The following is a 15892-nucleotide window of genomic DNA, read 5'->3' as shown; positions in this document are numbered from 1 at the left end:
CCGTGGCTGAGGTTCCTGCGCTGCGGCGGGCGATCGCGATACTGCGGCATATGGCTTCGTCGAATCGGTCGATCTCGGCCGGTGCCCTGGTCCGGTCGCTCGAGATTCCCCGGTCGAGTGCCTACGACATCCTCGGCGTTCTGGAGGAGCTCGGGCTCGTTGCGCGCACGGAGTCCGGGTATGTGCTCGGAGCCGGTGTGCATGAGCTCGGGGCGTCCTACCTGCGGACGAACCCTCTGCAGCGGCTGGCGCAGCCGATCGTGCGCCAGCTCGCCGAGGAGACTGCCACGACTGCGCAGCTCGCCGTGATCCGCGGCTGGGAGACGGAATATGTGCTCAAAGAACAGGCGCTGAAGTCCGTCGCCGTCATCACGGCCACCGGGGTGCGCATGCCCAGTTATCTCACGGCGACGGGGCGGGCGATTCTTGCTCAGCTGCCGAAATCCGAAGTGCTCGCGATGCTGCAGTCCGAGACCGAGTTCGTCACCCGTACGGGCAAAGGACCGACCTCCGTGAAGGCGCTCAATGCAGTGCTCGCCCAGGAGCGTCGGACCGGTTGCGCCATCGAACACGGCGAAGTCACCCCCGGCATCTCGACGCTCGCGGCACCGGTGTTCGACGTGCTGGGTCGCCCGATCGCAGCCATCGGCCTCTCATTCGTCACCGAGACCCTGCCCGAGGACACCGATCCGATCGTCGACCAGGTCAAGGCCGCCGCCGCCGAGGTGACCGCCAAGCTGCGGTGAATGTGTCCGGTCCGCTTGCGCCGACTTTTCGGCGCGGTCGGGCCGAGCGTCAGAGCCCGAGGACTCGTCGCTCGCGCGCGACCTCCTCGACGATCTGGTGATCGCTGCGCAGCTCCTTGATCAGCGCGATGCCGAGGACGACCACGATGACGGTGAACGGCACCGCCGAGAGCATCGCCGCCTGCTGCAGGGCCTGCAGTCCACCGACGAGGAGCAGGACCACCGCGCAGCCTCCGGTGAGGAACCCCCAGGTCGCGATCACGGGACGCCGGGGAGCGAAGGACCCGTGTGAGGACAGCGAGCTGAGCACGAAGGTGTTCGAGTCTGCGGAGGAGACGAAGAACAGGGTGACCATGATGATCGTGAAGACCGAGGCGAGCATGGACAGCGGCAGCTGATCGAGGAGGCCGAAGAACGCGGTGTCGAGGTTGTCCTGAGTGGCGTCACCGATTCGGGCGCCGTCCATGTCGAACTTGATCGCCGAACCGCCCATGACGGTGAACCAGACGAAGAACACGGCACTGGGCACGAGCAGGACGCCGGCGACGAACTCCCGGATGGTCCGGCCCTTCGAGATCTTGGCCAGGAAGATGCCGACGAAGGCGCTCCAGGACAGCCACCACGCCATCATGAAGTAGGTCCAGCCGAGCATCCATTCGCTGTCTTCGGCATTCGTTGGTGTCATGAAGCTGAGTTCGATGAAGTCTCCGGCGAAGGCTCCGACGGACCGGACGAACAGGTTGGAGACAAAGCCGCTGGGTCCGGTGATGAAGACGAACAGCCCCAGCAGAGTCGCCATGGTCAGCGTGATCTGCGAGATGTACTTGATGCCTCGGCTCACTCCGGTCAGTGCCGAACCGGTGAAGAGGAGGGTGAGCACGGTGATGACGATGATCTGCATGACGATGGTGGAATCGACGCCGAGGACGGTGTTGAGTCCCTCTCCGATCTGCGAGGCGCCGAGCCCCAGGGACGTCGTCGTCCCGAAGAGTGTGGCGATGATGGTGAGGATGTCGATGACGTTGCCGACCCAGCCGTCGACGAAGCGGCCGAGGACGGGGCGCAGCATCGTGGATACGAGTGCCGGTCGGCCCTTTCGGTGGGTGGAGTAGCCAATCGCCAGTCCGAAGACGCCGAAGATCGCCCAGGCTTGGAAGCCCCAGTCGAGGTAGGAGAACTGCATCGCGCGAATCGCCGCGTCCATGGTCTCCGGCTCGGCCAGTCCGTGGGGCGGGGTCATGAAGTGCGACATCGGTTCGGCCACTCCGTAGCTGACCAGGCCGATTCCCATCACAGCTGCGAGGATCATCGCGAGCCAGGTGATCGTGCGGTATTCGGGACGCGAGTCCTGCGAGCCGAGGCGGAGGCGACCGAATCGACTGGCGGCGAACCACACGAGCATCGCGATCGCGGCGAACGGAACGACGAGGTAGATCCAGCCGAACCCGGTGGACACCGTCGTCATCGCCCGTGTCATGAGGTCAGAGAGCGCATCGGGTGCGATCGTCGCCCACACCATGAAGGCGATGACGACGGCGACCGAGCATACGAAGACTTTCCCCACTCGGTTGGAGTGTGGGGCTGCATCGGGTGCCGTAGGGGAGTCGGCCGTATCAAGTGCGGATCCGGCCCCGCCGGCAGGAGGAGGGTCGTCTGACCCGCTCGAGGAAGCGGACGCGGTTGAGCGTTCGGAACCGCCTGCAATGCTGCTTGCGGGTTCGGGGGTGGGTGAGTTCAGCATCGTCATCGTGGTCTCCGGACTCGCAGCCGCCTCGGTGGCGGGCATGAGCAATCGTCGGTTCAGCGGGTGGGATCGGGCAGATTACACAACAGGCCCCGCGAACTGGGTCGTTCGTGGGGCCGTGCGACTGACGAGTCTATGCGCTCGCCGCCGAATCGCCACATGTATGAGCGCAGAAACGGCAGAGTGTGAGTCTTCTCGCGGTGGAGCACTGACGCTGGTGGGTCCCGCTGACAGCTCGAGTTGTCGTCGCTGTGCCGAGTTATGCGGCGAGCGGTGGACGCTGGCTCGATCGGTCGGCGAGGGGCAGCAGCTGCTCAGAGGTAGGGGCGGGTGATGAGTTCGAGATACATTCCCGACGGGTCGAGGAAGTAGACCCCGCGGCCCCCGTGCTCGGTGTTCGTCTCCTGCGGGCGAGTGCGCTGTGGGTCCGCCCAGAAGCCGAACCCGCGCCGTTTCAGCAGGTCAAGAGCTCGATCGAAGTGGTCGTCGGAGCAGAGGAAGGCAATGTGCACGGGCCGGATGTCGTATCCAGGAGGGGGCGAGGCGAACTGGAGCATGACCCTGCCGGAGAGCATGATGTTGGCGAACGGTCCCCAGGACTGGGTGTGCTCGGCTTCGAGAATATCGACATAGAACTGCGCCGAGGCGGCTGGATCGGCTGCGGCGACGATGGTGTGGTTGAAGGTTGCTGACATGATGAAGTCCCTTTTCGGATGGAGGGTGGTTCGCTGATAGCCCGAGATGTTTTCGGGCATGGTGAACTGAGAATTGAGAAATGACTTCATCATGAGGAGGACCGCGAGCAGAACGCTCGTGACCTCTGCGGCTCAACCGTCGACCGGGTTACCGATCCGTGAGCGGCTATATGCCTGTCCGGTCATCGGCAACGAGCCGACAACCTGCGGGCTCGAAGCGATACCGTTTTTGCAGAATCCAGCGACGAGCAGGCGTGCTCACCGCCTCTGGAGCAGGACCGCGACCTCGAGATGCTTCGTGTGCGGGAACATGTCGAAGATCCGTGCCTGAGCCACCTCATATGCGGGCATCCGCGCGAGATCCTTCGCCAGAGAGACGGGATTGCAGCTCGAATAGACGATGTGCTCGACGCCGGAATTCTCCAGGGCTGCCGACAGACGTGCACCGATCCCTCGCCGAGGCGGGTTGACGATCACGCAGTCCGGTCGTTCGACGCCGGTTGATGCCGCCAAGTTCTCCTCAGCGAACTCCGTGGCATCGCCGACGAGGAAGCGGGCGTCGATGCCGAGCTCGGCCGCGCTGACCTTCGCGGACTCGATCGCCTGCTCACTGACCTCTACTCCGGTGCCCCGACGGGACGGGCCCGCACAGTAGAGCGCGAACCCGCCGACACCGCAGTAGAGATCCCACAGGTTCGACGCTTCCACCGCATCCACCCACTCGGACACTTGGTTGTAGAGACCGACGGCGACAGCGGTATTGGTCTGGAAGAAACTCTGCGGCCGCAGATGCAGATCGACCCGATCAAGGTTCATCCGCAGCGATTCCCCACGGAGCATTTCCTCGCGGCTGCCTTCGAGCACGGCCTTGTGCTCGGGCAGCAGATTCACCGACACCACGGACGCATCGGGGACGAGTTCAAAGAATGATTCCTTCCGCGACCGCAGCACATCGAGACCGTGCTGAGTGCGGACGACGAACCGGATCATCAGCTCACCCGACGGCGCCGCCGTGACATGGACGAACTTCAGCTCCCCACGGCGAGCAGAGACATCGTAGGGCTCGAGCCCGGTGCCATCGAGGAAGTCCGCAAGCACCGGAATCACCGCACGGATCGCCGGGGCCTGAATTCCACAATCACGCAGATCGACCCCGTGGAACTCCTGATCGAGGATGCCCAAGGTGACGTGCCTGGCCGGCCCGCCGACGGCGAGCTTCGCCCGATTTCTGAAATCCCGTGCCCCGCCCGCGAAGGTCGGCAGCCAAATCCGGGGCGCTGCCTCGGCGAGGGTCTCCCGGCACCAGGACTCCTTGTCCGTGATCTGCTGCCCATAAGGCGTCTCGATGAGCGCGCAGGAACGGCATTCCCCGCGCTCGAAATACCCGCAGTGCAGGCGCCCATGATCCGCCGAGGCGGGGGTCAGCGGCAAGGTCGTCATCCCCTCATTCTATTCCGCGATCGGCTCCGGAATATCGTTGACCCGGATCGTCTGGCACCGTAGAGGAATTCGGACAGATCGCCGAAAAACGGGGTGAGCGTCGAGAAACGCACGCGCACACCCGTGCGTCGCCGCTCAGCCCGTTTTTCGGCGGAGCCGGGAGATCAGGCGGCGATGAAGGCGAGGGCGACGAATGTGCCGAATGAGACGAACGGGGCGATCGCTGCAATCGCGATGGCGATGATGCCGGGTGTTCGGCCCCGCCCGGTGACCGCGGCCGTGATGCCGAGGATGATGCCTGTGAGACCTAAGCAGGTGCACAAGCCCTGGACTCCGACGAGAACGGTCGCCAGGGTCTGATACCAACCCGGTGTGTCCGTGAAGTAGTAGCCGGACGCGGCCTCGGACGGCCCGACGGTCACGCCCAGGATCACCGAGGCGGCCAGGCTCAGGGCCATGGCGACGATCGAGAGCGCCACGGCCACCTTGCCCAACGCCGGCGACTTCACCGAGGCGGCGCCATCCATTCGAGTGTTGACGCCGTTGTGCGTATCAGCCAGATCGTCGGGCCGCGGCGAGGCATAGACGGGATGGACGGGAGGGGCGGGGACTCGGGGCTGCTGTGCCGCGAGCTCATCGTCGGTGGGCTGGGGGTACGAGAAGTCCGTCGAAGTCATGCTTCGACGCTATCGACGCAGAAAGGCGGCGCCCCACCCTGCTATCCCAAGAGTGGGGTCGGGAAAACCACCCTGCAGGCAGCGCGAGTCAGGGCTTGTGGGCGACGATGAGGAATCTCTTCTGGGTGACGGTGATCGGCTCACTCGATTCGGCCAGGCGTCTGAGGACATCGAGGTTGGACCTGACGGCGAACCCGGGAACGTCCCACGGAATATAGGCGAGGTACTCGATGACCGCCTCGACGTCGGTGAAGCGCATCGTGCCCTGCCATTTGCGAGCCGCCTCGATCGACAGGCCCTGACTCTCGGCGTCGCTGACGCACGGCTCGAGCTGCTGGTGCAGATCGCCCACCACGCCGCCGAAGAGGTCGCGGAACTCCTGCGCCTCCGTGCCGTCGACCTGCTGGGTGAGGAACAGCCCGCCCGGGGAGAGGACACGGGCCACCTCGGCGAGGTCGTAGCTTTCGTGACGGTTCATCACGAGGTCGAACGCGCCGCCGCCCCAGGGCATCTCCGGGTGGTGATCACTGTCGTAGCGGGTGACCTCCACGGCGTAGTCCTCCAGCATCGAAGTGGCTAAGGGGACGTTCGGCTCCCACCCTTCGGTCGCGGCGATCACGGGTGTCGGTTCGCCGGGCGGCCGAGCCTTGTCGAGGCGGTCGATGAGTTCGCTGAGGCGCTCGCCGCCTCCCGTGCCCATGTCAAGGCACCTGCTCGACTCGGCCATCGCATCGAGGCAGATCTGATCGAAGTCCCATGGCGGATCATCGGCGACGAGGCGACCGGACAGCGGGGAGAAATCCCACCCTGTCATCGACGCCGTCTCATGGATCCAGGCCCATCGCTCATGGCGTTCGTGGGGAGTCTCGTCGCGCGTGCGACTGCTGTCGGCATATTCGGGCATGTCCACACTCCTCTGCCGGGAGGCTCGGCACCATCGCCGAGCAGTTCAGCAATTCTGCCGGACGGCTCAGCGCCGAAGGAGGCGCCGGTGCCGTACTTCGACTCTAGGCCAAAACGGGACCGAGGTGCGGGATGTGGGAGAAGAATTCTCCGGACTGAGACATGGGATATTCAGAGGAAGCAGAACACGAGCACCGCGATGCAGACGACGAGCATTCCCAGACAATTGAGCCAGAAATCCCGACCGACATACCTCGCTCGCAGGTGAGCGGCAGCGGCGCAGAGGAAGTAGACGACGAGGCCCGCCGCGGCTGCTGCGCCGAGCCCGGGAATCCAGATCCCCGTCACCAGTCCGGCCGCGGCGAGGAACTTCACGACGGCGAGTACCCACCACCACTCCCGCGGGAAGCCGACCCCGTCGAGGCAGGCGGCGATCGCCCGCGGGGGACGGAAGGTGAGCAGGCCGTCGCCGAAGACGATGACCGCGAGGACGATAACCGGCCAGACCGGTTCGGGCAGGAGCGTCACAGCGAGCTCCTGACTCTCGTATGGAAGACGATGCTCGCGAGCATCGCCTCGACGGCGTCGTCGAGACCCATCGTCGTCGCCGCCCACCGGAAGAGGATGCCCAGGTAGGAGTCGTAGAGCGCCGCGGCGCTGGCCCGTGCGTGGTCCTCATTGATCCCGATCGAGACCAGTGCCTCGCTCAGGCGGCTCTGCAGGTCCACGGCGAGAGCGTTGAACACCTTGGGCTCGCCCTTGACTCGCATCATCGCCGCCGCATAGTCGCGGGACAGGTCTTCGTGTTCGGCGAAGAATTCGAGGAAGGGCAGGAAGAGTTCGAGCAGGTGACGCTGCACCGCCGAGGATGGTCGGGGCGGGCCCGTTGTTGCGCCGGCGTTCGTTTCCCGACGCGACAGGCTCGTGCGTCGCGCCGGTGGCGTGTACGTCCCGTTCTGCAGCTGCCCGATCCACCTATCGAAGCACCGGACGAGGATGACGTCCTTATCACCGACCGACATCACTCTGCCCACCGACACCTCGGCAGTTTTCGCGACTGCCCGAATGGTCGTGGCCTTGAAACCATGTTCGAGGAACAGTTCGGCGGCGGCACCGATGATCCGATCCTCGGTCTTCTGGCGCTTTCCCGACCTCGATTGAACGTGTTCACTGACCATGCTCGAACCCTAAGCCCTTCCGTGTTCACTTTCCAGACCCGGTGTCGTGTTGCCCGCAACGGGAAAGTTAATGTACCTTAACTTTATGAACGTCGATTCCTCATCGGTGCGCACCCGCGAGCGCGGGCGGAAGAAGCACGGCCGGAAGAAGATCTCCACGGCAGTGCTCCTCGGCCCGGCCTTCGTCGCTGCCATCGCCTATGTCGATCCCGGCAATGTCGCGGCCAACCTCACGGCCGGGGCCGAATACGGGTACCTGCTCGTGTGGGTGCTCGTGGCCGCGAATCTCATCGCCGTTCTCGTCCAATACCTGTCCTCGAAGCTCGGGCTCGTATCCGGGCAGTCGCTGCCGAGCCTCCTCGGCGATCGTCTGCGCACGAAGTCCCGCCTGGCGTACTGGGGGCAGGCCGAAGTCGTCGCCATCGCCACCGACCTCGCCGAGGTCATCGGCGGCGCGATTGCCCTGAAGATCCTCTTCGACTTACCGCTGCTGCTCGGCGGAGTCATCGTCGGCGTCGTCTCGCTGTTCCTGCTCTCGATCCAATCCACCCGCGGCCAGCGCCCCTTCGAGTTCGTCATCATCGGATTCCTGGTCATCATCGCCATCGGCTTTCTAGCAGGCCTGTTCGTCGGGGATGTGAATTGGGGGCAAGCCGCAGGTGGAATCGTGCCTCGGCTCGAGGGCACGAACTCCGTGGTCCTGGCCGCGAGCATGCTCGGCGCCACCGTCATGCCCCATGCGATCTACCTCCACTCAGCGCTGTCGGTGGACCGGCATCGCGACAATGCGACCGCTACGACTGGGCAGCTGCTGCGCGCCAGCCGCTGGGACGTCGTCCTCTCCCTCGTCGTCGCCGGTTCCGTGAATATCGCGATGCTGCTGCTGGCTGCCGCGGCACTGCGCGGCCAGACCGGCACCGACACCATCGAAGGTGCGCACGCGGTCGTCACGGCCAACCTCGGCGAGGTCGTCGGCCTCTTCTTCGGCATCGGACTCCTCGCCTCGGGGCTGGCTTCGAGCGCCGTCGGATCCTATGCGGGTGCGTCGATCATGCAGGGACTGCTGCGCGTGAACTTTCCGATCGTGTGGCAGCGCGCGTTCACGATGATCCCGGCACTCGTCGTCCTCGCCATCGGAGTCGACCCCACCTGGGCGCTCGTGCTCAGCCAGGTCGTGCTCAGCCTCGGCATCCCGTTCGCGATGATTCCCCTGGTCAGGCTTACCAGCAGCCGGAAGGTCATGGGCGAATTCGCAAACACCCGGTGGATCACGATCATGGCGGTGGCCGCCTCGGCGCTCATCATCGCCCTCAACGTCGTCCTCATCGTCCTGCTCGGGCTCGGCGTGGACTGACCTTCGCCGGGGCGGGTCGTCGGTCGGGGAAGAATCCCTGCGGTGATTCCCTGGGAAGCGGACATCGTCGGTCGGTTCAGTCGGGGGTGACGGTGACGCGTTCCCGGGCGGCCTCAGCCCTGACGCAGGTCGATCGGGCGGACGAGGATGCGCGGGTCCGAGCGCACCCACCACGGCTTCGGTTCTCCGGCAGCGGCGGCGGCCTGCCGTTCGGTGCGGGTGGCATAGCGGTAGGTGAAGACGCGGACGCGGATGAGCTCGGGTGCGGCACCGTCGAAGGGGTCGGGGCCCATGAGGCGGCGGATCTGCGGATCACCGGAGCCGATCGCGCGCAGCAGCTCGGTGAACCACGTCTGCCGGTAGTCGCCTAGCGCGGCGAACCACATGAGCCAATCGAGGCGCAGATGATAGGGCGCGACGACGGGCCCGCGACGAAGAACGTCACCGGGTTTGCCCTTGAACCGATACTCGCGCCAGCCTGCGTCGGCGTCATCGTGGCCGGGATCGTCGGCTCTTGTGCCAGGGGCGTCTCCGTCGTCGATCCACCCTTCGATGATGATCTCGTTCCGGGTCTCGGTCATCGATCCGAAAGCGCCGTAGGCGTTGCCGAGCCCGAGCCGATTGAAGCTCGCGTTCATCAGCTGATTCGGTGAGAAGAGGTTGCGCAGCGCCGGCACGTTCAGCCAGGCCTGCCACGCGACGAATACGAGGACGACGATCAGCCACCAGACCGGCAGCGCCTCGACCGGATCGGGGACAGCGACGAAGTCGGCCGCCTCGGTGCTGGTGTGATTCGCGATCGCCGCGTTCACGGAATTCCATCCCCAGTCTGGGAACGGGCCGCCGACGATCCAGCGGAAGAATGTGTCGCCGATTCCGGAGCAGGCGAGCAGGATCGTCGCCCAGTTCAGCCACGCATAGTTGCCGCTGATGACGAGCGCGAGTTGGGTGATGATGATGGCGACAGCGGCGAACGACGGGATCGGCTGGGGCAGGAACAGAAGCCACGGTGCGGCGAGTTGGACGATATGGCTGCCCAAGGTCTCACTCTTGTGCCACCAGCCCGGCATGAGGTGGGCGCGGCGGGAGACAGGGTTCGGCATCGGCTGGGTCTGGTGGTGGTAGTCCATCGCGGTGAGGTCGCGCCAGGACGAGTCCCCGCGCATCTTGATCATTCCGGCACCGAATTCGACGCGGATGACGAACCAGCGCAGCAGCAGGATCATCGGCAGAGTCGGGGCCACATCGTGGGAGCCGAGGAAGCCGATGAGGAACCCGGCTTCGAGCAGCAGCGATTCCCAACCGAATCCGTAGAAGCGCTGCCCGATCGACACGATCGAGAAATACAGCGCCCACATGCCTAAGAACACCGGAATCGGCACCCATGCGGGGCCGGCTTGGGGCAGACCGATGATCGCCGAGGCGGCCAGCACCATTCCGACCACGCAGACGAGGCGCAGCCGTCGGTCCGAATACGCAAACCTCTTCCACCGGAAGAGACTCGGTGCCTGCCGGGCCGAGGTCAGAGCGATAAACCGCGGAGCAGGGGTGAGTCCCCGTTCGCCGAGGAGAGCCGGGAACTGGTTGAATGCGGAGGCGAAGGCGATGAGGAAGAGCAGCGCGGTACCGCGTTGGATGATCTCGCGGGAGATCGTGTAGTCGTCGGCGGTGAGCAGGGCGACCACCTGGCTGAGGTCCATGGCTTAAGTATCCTCCTCCTGCGGAAGACGGCCGGTTGTGGCCAGAGAGGTCAGTGCCTCGGCGAACTTGTCTGCCTCGCTCGGGTCCCCGCCGATGAGTTCCATGTCCGGGCGGTCCCGGAAGTGCACCGAGGTGGTGTGTCCGGTCGGGCGGAACTTGGTGCTGGCGCCGCGCAGCTGTCCTGGATGAGCCTGGTCAAGGATACGGACCTGCCCCGGTCGGGTGGGTCTGGTTCCGGTGCTGGTGGGCGCGGCCAGGAGGAGCCGCTGGTTCGTGGCGGCGAGGATCTGCCCGGTCGGGTTCTCCCTGTCGGCGAAGTGGAGCATGAGGTTCTCACCCGGGGCGAGGGCTGTCAGCAGCGACTGCAGTCGAGTTTCGTGGGCGGCATCGATCCGGTTGGTGACGCGGGCTCGAGCGACGGCGAACAGGCGGGCCGGGAAGAGGGCCGAGGTGGCGATGAGGAGGCAGACAGCGGTCACTGCCAGAGCCGCGACCGGCGACATCGTGAGAATGTTCGAGGCCACGACGCCGATGGTGATTGCCAGAATCACGATGAGCACCGAGACGACGAGGAAGATCGCCCAAAGGGTGCGGTGGAAGGCATCGGCGACCGCGCCGAGTACGAGGCTGAAGTTGACGGTGGCCCACAGCCCGAACAGCAGAGCGATGGCCGGCAGAGGGGACGATGTCAGGCCGCCCCAGACGGTGCCCGGAATTCCGGAGTCCTTCGCGAAGGCGTGCCAGATGAATGCGGCGATGACTCCGCAGACGGCCCACACCGGTCCGACGGCGAACACCCGCGGCCATGGGTTCCGGACGAAGGCAGTGGGCGGCTGTCTGCGCTTCACTCCATAAGGATCGGCGGCGTGTTGCGCACGGGCGGCGCTGCTGCCGGCGAGCGGTTCGTCCTCGTAGAAGGCGAAGGCCGCGATGGCAGAGAAGAAGAACAGGACCAGTATCCCGATGCTCGGCGCCCGGTCCGGATTGATGCCTCTGAACACGTGGTTGCGGAGCGGATTGATCCCTGCATTGGCCAAGAAGAAGGCAATCGAGGCGAAGACGACGAACCCGATCCCGAACACGAGAGTAGTACTGCCCCTGGAGCGTCTGTCCCTAGTCATGCCTCCATCCTCGCAGGAACTCTGCGTACACAAGGCGCTGAGATGTTCCGGATCCGTTGCGTCCGAATGAATGCAGAAGGAGCGGTGACCATATCGGTCACCGCTCCCTCGATCGCTGTGCTCACCCCGTCACCGAGGCGGCTGTGCACGGGTGGGCACGGCCGCCTCGGCGAGGGGTTTCACTCAGTGCTTCGGTTCCTCGATGTTCTCGACATCGTCGGCTTCCGTGGGCACCGCCGGAATCGAATCCGTGGTCGGCGGAGTCGGCGGAGTGACGACCGACTGGAACGAGTGCTCGTGCGAGTAGGCGAGGAACGACAGATGGTTCTCATACCGGTCGAGCACGTCGTCGATGATCTGCTGAGCGCTCAGACCCATGAGGTCGTAGCCTTCCGAACCGGTCTGTGTGAAGACCTCGATGCGGAAGTACTTGTCGTCACCTCGTGGGGCGTTGCGGGCGCCGAACGAGGGCACATTCGCTTCGACGGCCGCAGCCTCGTAGTGGAAGTCGCGTTGGTCGCCCATGTCGACATTGAGCGTGTTCGACATGATCTCGTTGTCCTCGTCGAGCGTCTGGAGGTGTTCGACGGTGTAACCGAGTTCGCGGAACTCGTTGGCCACGGCCTCCAGGGACGGTCCGACCACCTCGGTGACGAAACGGTCGACGGACTTCTTCGACGGATAGGAACGCAGGGTCGCCAGTCGCTGCCGCCACGTCTTCTCCGGAGCGCGTCCGCCGTGGGCGGCGGTGGTGCGGCGACGACGGATCCGGCCCTCGCGTTCGGCGCGCTCCATGCGCAGCACCTTCGAGAACGAGGCCATGACTAGATAGGCGATGATCGTCACCGGCAGGGCGAAGATCAACGTCGCGTACTCCATCGTCGTCACGCCGCCGGCGACGAGCATGGCGATCGTGAGCACCGCCGTGACCAGGGCCCAGAAGATGCGCAGCCACTTGGCGCCGTCCTCTTCCGGATTCGGAATCGAGGAGGAGAAGTTCGACATCACCATGGCGCCGGAGTTCGCGCTCGTGAGGTAGAAGAGCAGTCCGGACAGAGTGGCCAGGCCGATGAGGAACGTCGCTCCCGGGAACATCTCGAGCAGGTCGTACCAGCCCTGTTCCGGAGAGGCGATGGCCGTCTTCGCGAACTCGTCGTTGCCGTTGAAGACCTCGGACAGCGCCGAGTTGCCGAAGATCGAGACGATGATGAAGTCGCAGATCACGGGGGCAGTGATCGCAGCGATGACGAACTCACGCAGCGTGCGGCCGCGGGAGATGCGGGCGAGGAACAGCCCGACGAAGGGGCCCCAGGCGAGCCAGAAGGCCCAGAAGAACAGGGTCCAGCCGCCCATCCATTCGGATCCGCCGTCGACATAGGCGAACGTCGACAGCGTCCGTTCGGGCAGGGTGAAGACGAAGCGGCCGATGTTCTCGACCATGGCGTTGAGCAGGAAGGCGGTCTTGCCGGTGATGAGGATGTAGAGCATCATCGCCGCACACGACCAGAGGTTGAGCTCGGAGACGAGGCGTATGCCCTTGTCCACGCCGGAGGTGCAGGCGGCCACAGTCATGACGACGGCCACGATGACGAGCGCGATCTGCAGGGCCAGTCCGGTTTCGAGACCGAAGAGAGTGGCGAACCCGACGTTGAGCAGGACGACGCCGATGCCCATCGAGGTGGCCACACCGAAGACGGTGCCGACGAGGGCGAAGATGTCGATGACATCACCGGTGGCTCCGCGCACGCGCTTGCCCAGCAGCGGGTAGAGGACCGCACGGATCGACAGGGGCATGCCCCACCGGTAGGCGAAGTAGCCCATGGCCATGCCCAGCAGCGAGTACATCGACCAGCCGGCGATGCCGTAGTGGAACATCGTCCACACCACGGCGTCCTGTGCGGCGGCGGCCGATTCGGCTGTGGCGTTGACCGGTTCGAGGTACTGGGTGATCGGTCCGGTCACCGAGTAGAAGAGCATGTCGATGCCCACGCCCGCGGCGAAGAGCATGGCGACCCAGGTGAAGAGGTTGTACTGCGGACGAGAGTGGTCGGGGCCGAGCCTGACGCTGCCTTCCTTGGACAGCGCCACCCAGAGGACGAAGCCGATGACGACGGTGACGGTGACGACATAGAACCAGCCGAGGTTCTCTGCAATCCAGTCCACGACAGTCTTCATCGTCGACTGAGCCGAGTCGGGCATCATCATCGCCCACACGGAGAACGCGAGGATGATGAGGGAGGCGACGATGAAGACTCGCCAATTGACCCGGGAGCCGCGTTCGTCGGAGAGCTCCTCCGGGCCCTTGCTCATCTCTGTGCTGTCGATCGGAGCGCGCTTCTCAGGATCGACGTCCCTGCTGATTCTCGTGGCCCGGTCGGTTCCGCCGAATCGTTCGCGTTCGACGACTGGGCGCTTCAACGTCTCTTCGTTCGGATCCTGCACGCATTGACCTCCGGTAGACAAAAGTGGACTGGGCCCGAAAATGGGCCCGATCCATTCTACGGTTGGAGGATTTTCACAAAGACAGTACCCCCTCTTTTCAGGAAGCGGACTAAGCCGCTGGGTCGCCCAGTCACGCCTGGGGAACGGGCGAGGTCGGGGTCGGTCATGGGTGCGGTCAGGCACGGAGGCGGGCGGCCACATCGGTGAGGGTGTCGACGGAACGTTGTGCCTCGGTAGGGGTGGTCTCCTCCAACCGCATCGACGATCCGACATGCAGCTCCACAGTCACGGTTGCGCGTTCGCGGAAATCCTCTGCTCGGACGGCGCCGACCTGCCGAGCAGCCGCCTCTGAGAGCTGGGCGACGGCGCCCCCAGCATCGGTGCGCACTCGCATGATCCGCTGGTCGGTGAGGATGAGCAGATCGGTATCGAACGGCGGCAGGCTCCGCAGCCGCGCGTACTCGATCTCTCCGGGGCGGAACAAGCCTGCCGCGTTGATGCTCCCTGATCGTGCCTGCTGGTCGTCCGAGGTGGGCGCCCCTCGCCGTGCTGTTGGTCGGGACGCCGGCTTGCGGGACTTCGCCCACCGGCGGAGCGCACGGAACGGGGACCAGACGCATGTGGGGGAGGGGTCGTCGGGGAGGGCGGGGCGAGCAGACCGCAGTCGGTCGGCGTCGTCGGTTGGGTGAACCGAGTCGGAGGGGAGGGAATGGGAGGTCATGAATGTGATTCTGGCAGGGCCGCCTCGGCGATGGGGTGGGTCGGTCGTAATCGTTTGGGAACATCTGTGCCCGACTTCGGGTGAAGTGTCGACGCGCGGTGACGCGTCCATGGGATACTGGGGGCATGCGTGCAGGTGAAGTCTCCGAGGTCAGTCAGGACTACCTCAAGGCCATCTGGTCGGCTCAGGAATGGGGCGGCGACCCGATGACGGCCACCGAACTCGCGAACCGATTCGGCACGACGAAAGCCAATGTCACCGAGGTGCTCAAGCGTCTCGACGAACTCGGTCTCATCACTCGCGTCCCATATAAGCCACCGGTGCTCACCGAGCAGGGCAAGGCGATCGCCCTGTCGATGGTGCGCAGGCACCGGCTCATCGAGACGTTCCTCGTGAAGTCGCTCGGCTACGGTTGGGACGAGGTTCATGACGAGGCCGAGATCCTCGAGCATGCGGCCTCGGATCGGCTCATCGACCGCATCGACGCGTTCCTCGGCCACCCGACTTCTGACCCGCACGGCGATCCGATCCCGGGACCGGACGGGCGCGTGGATTCCCACACGCCCACCCTGCTCGCCGAGGCGAGTCCCGGTCGTTATCAGGTGCTGCGGGTCTCCGATGCCGATCCTGTTGTTCTCGGGAAGCTCGCCGAGGCGGGGGTGCTGCCCGATGTCGCGCTCGACGTCGTCGACCGCACCGACGAAGCCGTGACCGTGGACATCGGAGGGGAGCCGGAGACGATCGCTTCCGCGCTCGCCGCGGCCGTGTATCTGGACGCGGCTTCCTCGGCGAGTTGACCGAGTCGGATCTCGGCCAGGGCTGCAATGTCGGGCTCCTCTGAAGAGATCAATGGGCCCGTCTGGCCATTGCGAGCAAAGAATTCTCGTGTTGATGAAGTATTGCGGCAAAGCAGGATTCCCCGATCGTTGCCGTTGATAACATCTGTTGTATGGGAAAGAGTTTCGGGGCTCATCGTAATTGAGAGTGTAGAACCGGTCTGAAGCCACCGGACTCGAGCAGACACCTCGCGATGTAATGCGTGAGGTTGCGGAATCCCAGCGCGGACCCGCGTAGATGCTCGAGTCTGCCGTTGATCGCTTCAGTGGGACCGTTCGACGTTCCCGGTCGGGTGAAGAACGCGAGCACATCAGCAGCTCGACGCTTCAACGT

General features: G+C 64.9%; 15 protein-coding genes. 3 read left to right on the top strand and 12 right to left on the bottom strand.

Going from position 1 to position 15892, the window contains the following annotated elements:
* Nucleotides 1-2: 2 nt before the first annotated feature.
* The gene (locus BI49514_RS08090; protein ID WP_101545920.1) at nucleotides 3-746 is read left to right on the top strand and encodes an IclR family transcriptional regulator; all 744 of its coding nucleotides are present in this window, start codon (nucleotides 3-5) and stop codon (nucleotides 744-746) included.
* A gap of 49 nt (nucleotides 747-795) precedes the next feature.
* Here BI49514_RS08090 and BI49514_RS08085 read toward each other — a convergent pair whose 3' ends face one another.
* The 7 genes from BI49514_RS08085 to BI49514_RS08055 all read right to left on the bottom strand — a co-directional run bounded on the left by BI49514_RS08085 (nucleotide 796) and on the right by BI49514_RS08055 (nucleotide 7383).
* Nucleotides 796-2310: a BCCT family transporter gene (locus tag BI49514_RS08085; RefSeq protein WP_244195305.1), complete on the bottom strand. Its 1515-nt coding sequence runs from the start codon at nucleotides 2308-2310 to the stop codon at nucleotides 796-798.
* A gap of 494 nt (nucleotides 2311-2804) precedes the next feature.
* Complete coding sequence (locus BI49514_RS08080; protein WP_101546056.1) at nucleotides 2805-3185, bottom strand: VOC family protein; 381 nt, start codon at nucleotides 3183-3185, stop codon at nucleotides 2805-2807.
* Nucleotides 3186-3443: 258 nt separating this feature from the next.
* Nucleotides 3444-4625 carry a methyltransferase domain-containing protein gene (locus BI49514_RS08075; protein WP_180954366.1) on the bottom strand — a complete coding sequence of 394 codons (1182 nt, stop codon included), beginning with the start codon at nucleotides 4623-4625 and terminating at the stop codon, nucleotides 3444-3446.
* Nucleotides 4626-4789: 164 nt separating this feature from the next.
* Complete coding sequence (locus BI49514_RS08070; protein WP_101545918.1) at nucleotides 4790-5302, bottom strand: hypothetical protein; 513 nt, start codon at nucleotides 5300-5302, stop codon at nucleotides 4790-4792.
* Nucleotides 5303-5390: 88 nt separating this feature from the next.
* Entirely contained in the window at nucleotides 5391-6206 is an 816-nt protein-coding gene (locus tag BI49514_RS08065) for a class I SAM-dependent methyltransferase (protein WP_101545916.1), read from the bottom strand.
* 170 nt (nucleotides 6207-6376) lie between these two features.
* On the bottom strand, nucleotides 6377-6733 hold the full coding sequence (locus BI49514_RS08060) for a DoxX family protein (protein WP_101545914.1): 357 nt from the start codon (nucleotides 6731-6733) through the stop codon (nucleotides 6377-6379).
* Nucleotides 6730-7383: a TetR/AcrR family transcriptional regulator gene (locus BI49514_RS08055; protein WP_101545912.1), complete on the bottom strand. Its 654-nt coding sequence runs from the start codon at nucleotides 7381-7383 to the stop codon at nucleotides 6730-6732. Before BI49514_RS08055 ends, BI49514_RS08060 begins: the two co-directional genes overlap by 4 nt.
* Before the next feature lie 85 nt (nucleotides 7384-7468).
* Here BI49514_RS08055 and BI49514_RS08050 point away from each other — a divergent pair, with 85 nt between their 5' ends.
* Nucleotides 7469-8737 (top strand): Nramp family divalent metal transporter, encoded by a 1269-nt coding sequence (locus BI49514_RS08050; protein ID WP_244195306.1) that lies wholly within the window; start codon nucleotides 7469-7471, stop codon nucleotides 8735-8737.
* A 113-nt stretch (nucleotides 8738-8850) separates the two neighbouring features.
* Here BI49514_RS08050 and BI49514_RS08045 read toward each other — a convergent pair whose 3' ends face one another.
* The 4 genes from BI49514_RS08045 to BI49514_RS16310 form a co-directional block, all read right to left on the bottom strand.
* Nucleotides 8851-10437 (bottom strand): lipase maturation factor family protein, encoded by a 1587-nt coding sequence (locus BI49514_RS08045; protein ID WP_101545908.1) that lies wholly within the window; start codon nucleotides 10435-10437, stop codon nucleotides 8851-8853.
* Between the two features lie 3 nt (nucleotides 10438-10440).
* Nucleotides 10441-11559, bottom strand: coding sequence for a hypothetical protein (locus tag BI49514_RS08040; RefSeq protein WP_145996193.1), 1119 nt, complete (start codon nucleotides 11557-11559; stop codon nucleotides 10441-10443).
* A 183-nt stretch (nucleotides 11560-11742) separates the two neighbouring features.
* Entirely contained in the window at nucleotides 11743-14001 is a 2259-nt protein-coding gene (gene betT / locus BI49514_RS08035) for a choline BCCT transporter BetT (RefSeq protein ID WP_101545904.1), read from the bottom strand.
* A gap of 175 nt (nucleotides 14002-14176) precedes the next feature.
* Nucleotides 14177-14722 (bottom strand): hypothetical protein, encoded by a 546-nt coding sequence (locus BI49514_RS16310; protein ID WP_145996192.1) that lies wholly within the window; start codon nucleotides 14720-14722, stop codon nucleotides 14177-14179.
* A gap of 125 nt (nucleotides 14723-14847) precedes the next feature.
* Between BI49514_RS16310 and BI49514_RS08025 the strand changes: the two genes are divergently transcribed.
* Entirely contained in the window at nucleotides 14848-15519 is a 672-nt protein-coding gene (locus tag BI49514_RS08025; RefSeq protein ID WP_101545900.1) for a metal-dependent transcriptional regulator, read from the top strand.
* 172 nt (nucleotides 15520-15691) lie between these two features.
* Here BI49514_RS08025 and BI49514_RS08020 read toward each other — a convergent pair.
* The coding region (locus BI49514_RS08020; protein WP_145996179.1) for a transposase at nucleotides 15692-15892 on the bottom strand (201 nt) is incomplete at its 5' end.

Origin of the sequence: Brevibacterium iodinum ATCC 49514 (assembly GCF_900169265.1) — a bacterium.
Lineage (GTDB): Bacteria > Actinomycetota > Actinomycetes > Actinomycetales > Brevibacteriaceae > Brevibacterium > Brevibacterium iodinum.
The sequence above is the reverse complement of the archived record's forward strand: the minus strand, read 5'-3'. Positions and strand labels throughout refer to the sequence as shown.

What these genes read in the sequence shown, in the direction of transcription:
- BI49514_RS08080 (WP_101546056.1), bottom strand. Translation starts at nt 3,185, where the DNA reads ATGTCAGCAACCTTCAACCACACCATCGTCGCCGCAGCCGATCCAGCC.
- BI49514_RS08075 (WP_180954366.1), bottom strand. Translation starts at nt 4,625, where the DNA reads ATGACGACCTTGCCGCTGACCCCCGCCTCGGCGGATCATGGGCGCCTG.
- BI49514_RS08070 (WP_101545918.1), bottom strand. Translation starts at nt 5,302, where the DNA reads ATGACTTCGACGGACTTCTCGTACCCCCAGCCCACCGACGATGAGCTC.
- BI49514_RS08065 (WP_101545916.1), bottom strand. Translation starts at nt 6,206, where the DNA reads ATGCCCGAATATGCCGACAGCAGTCGCACGCGCGACGAGACTCCCCAC.
- BI49514_RS08055 (WP_101545912.1), bottom strand. Translation starts at nt 7,383, where the DNA reads ATGGTCAGTGAACACGTTCAATCGAGGTCGGGAAAGCGCCAGAAGACC.
- BI49514_RS08050 (WP_244195306.1), top strand. Translation starts at nt 7,469, where the DNA reads ATGAACGTCGATTCCTCATCGGTGCGCACCCGCGAGCGCGGGCGGAAG.
- BI49514_RS08045 (WP_101545908.1), bottom strand. Translation starts at nt 10,437, where the DNA reads ATGGACCTCAGCCAGGTGGTCGCCCTGCTCACCGCCGACGACTACACG.
- BI49514_RS08040 (WP_145996193.1), bottom strand. Translation starts at nt 11,559, where the DNA reads ATGACTAGGGACAGACGCTCCAGGGGCAGTACTACTCTCGTGTTCGGG.
- BI49514_RS16310 (WP_145996192.1), bottom strand. Translation starts at nt 14,722, where the DNA reads ATGACCTCCCATTCCCTCCCCTCCGACTCGGTTCACCCAACCGACGAC.
- BI49514_RS08025 (WP_101545900.1), top strand. Translation starts at nt 14,848, where the DNA reads ATGCGTGCAGGTGAAGTCTCCGAGGTCAGTCAGGACTACCTCAAGGCC.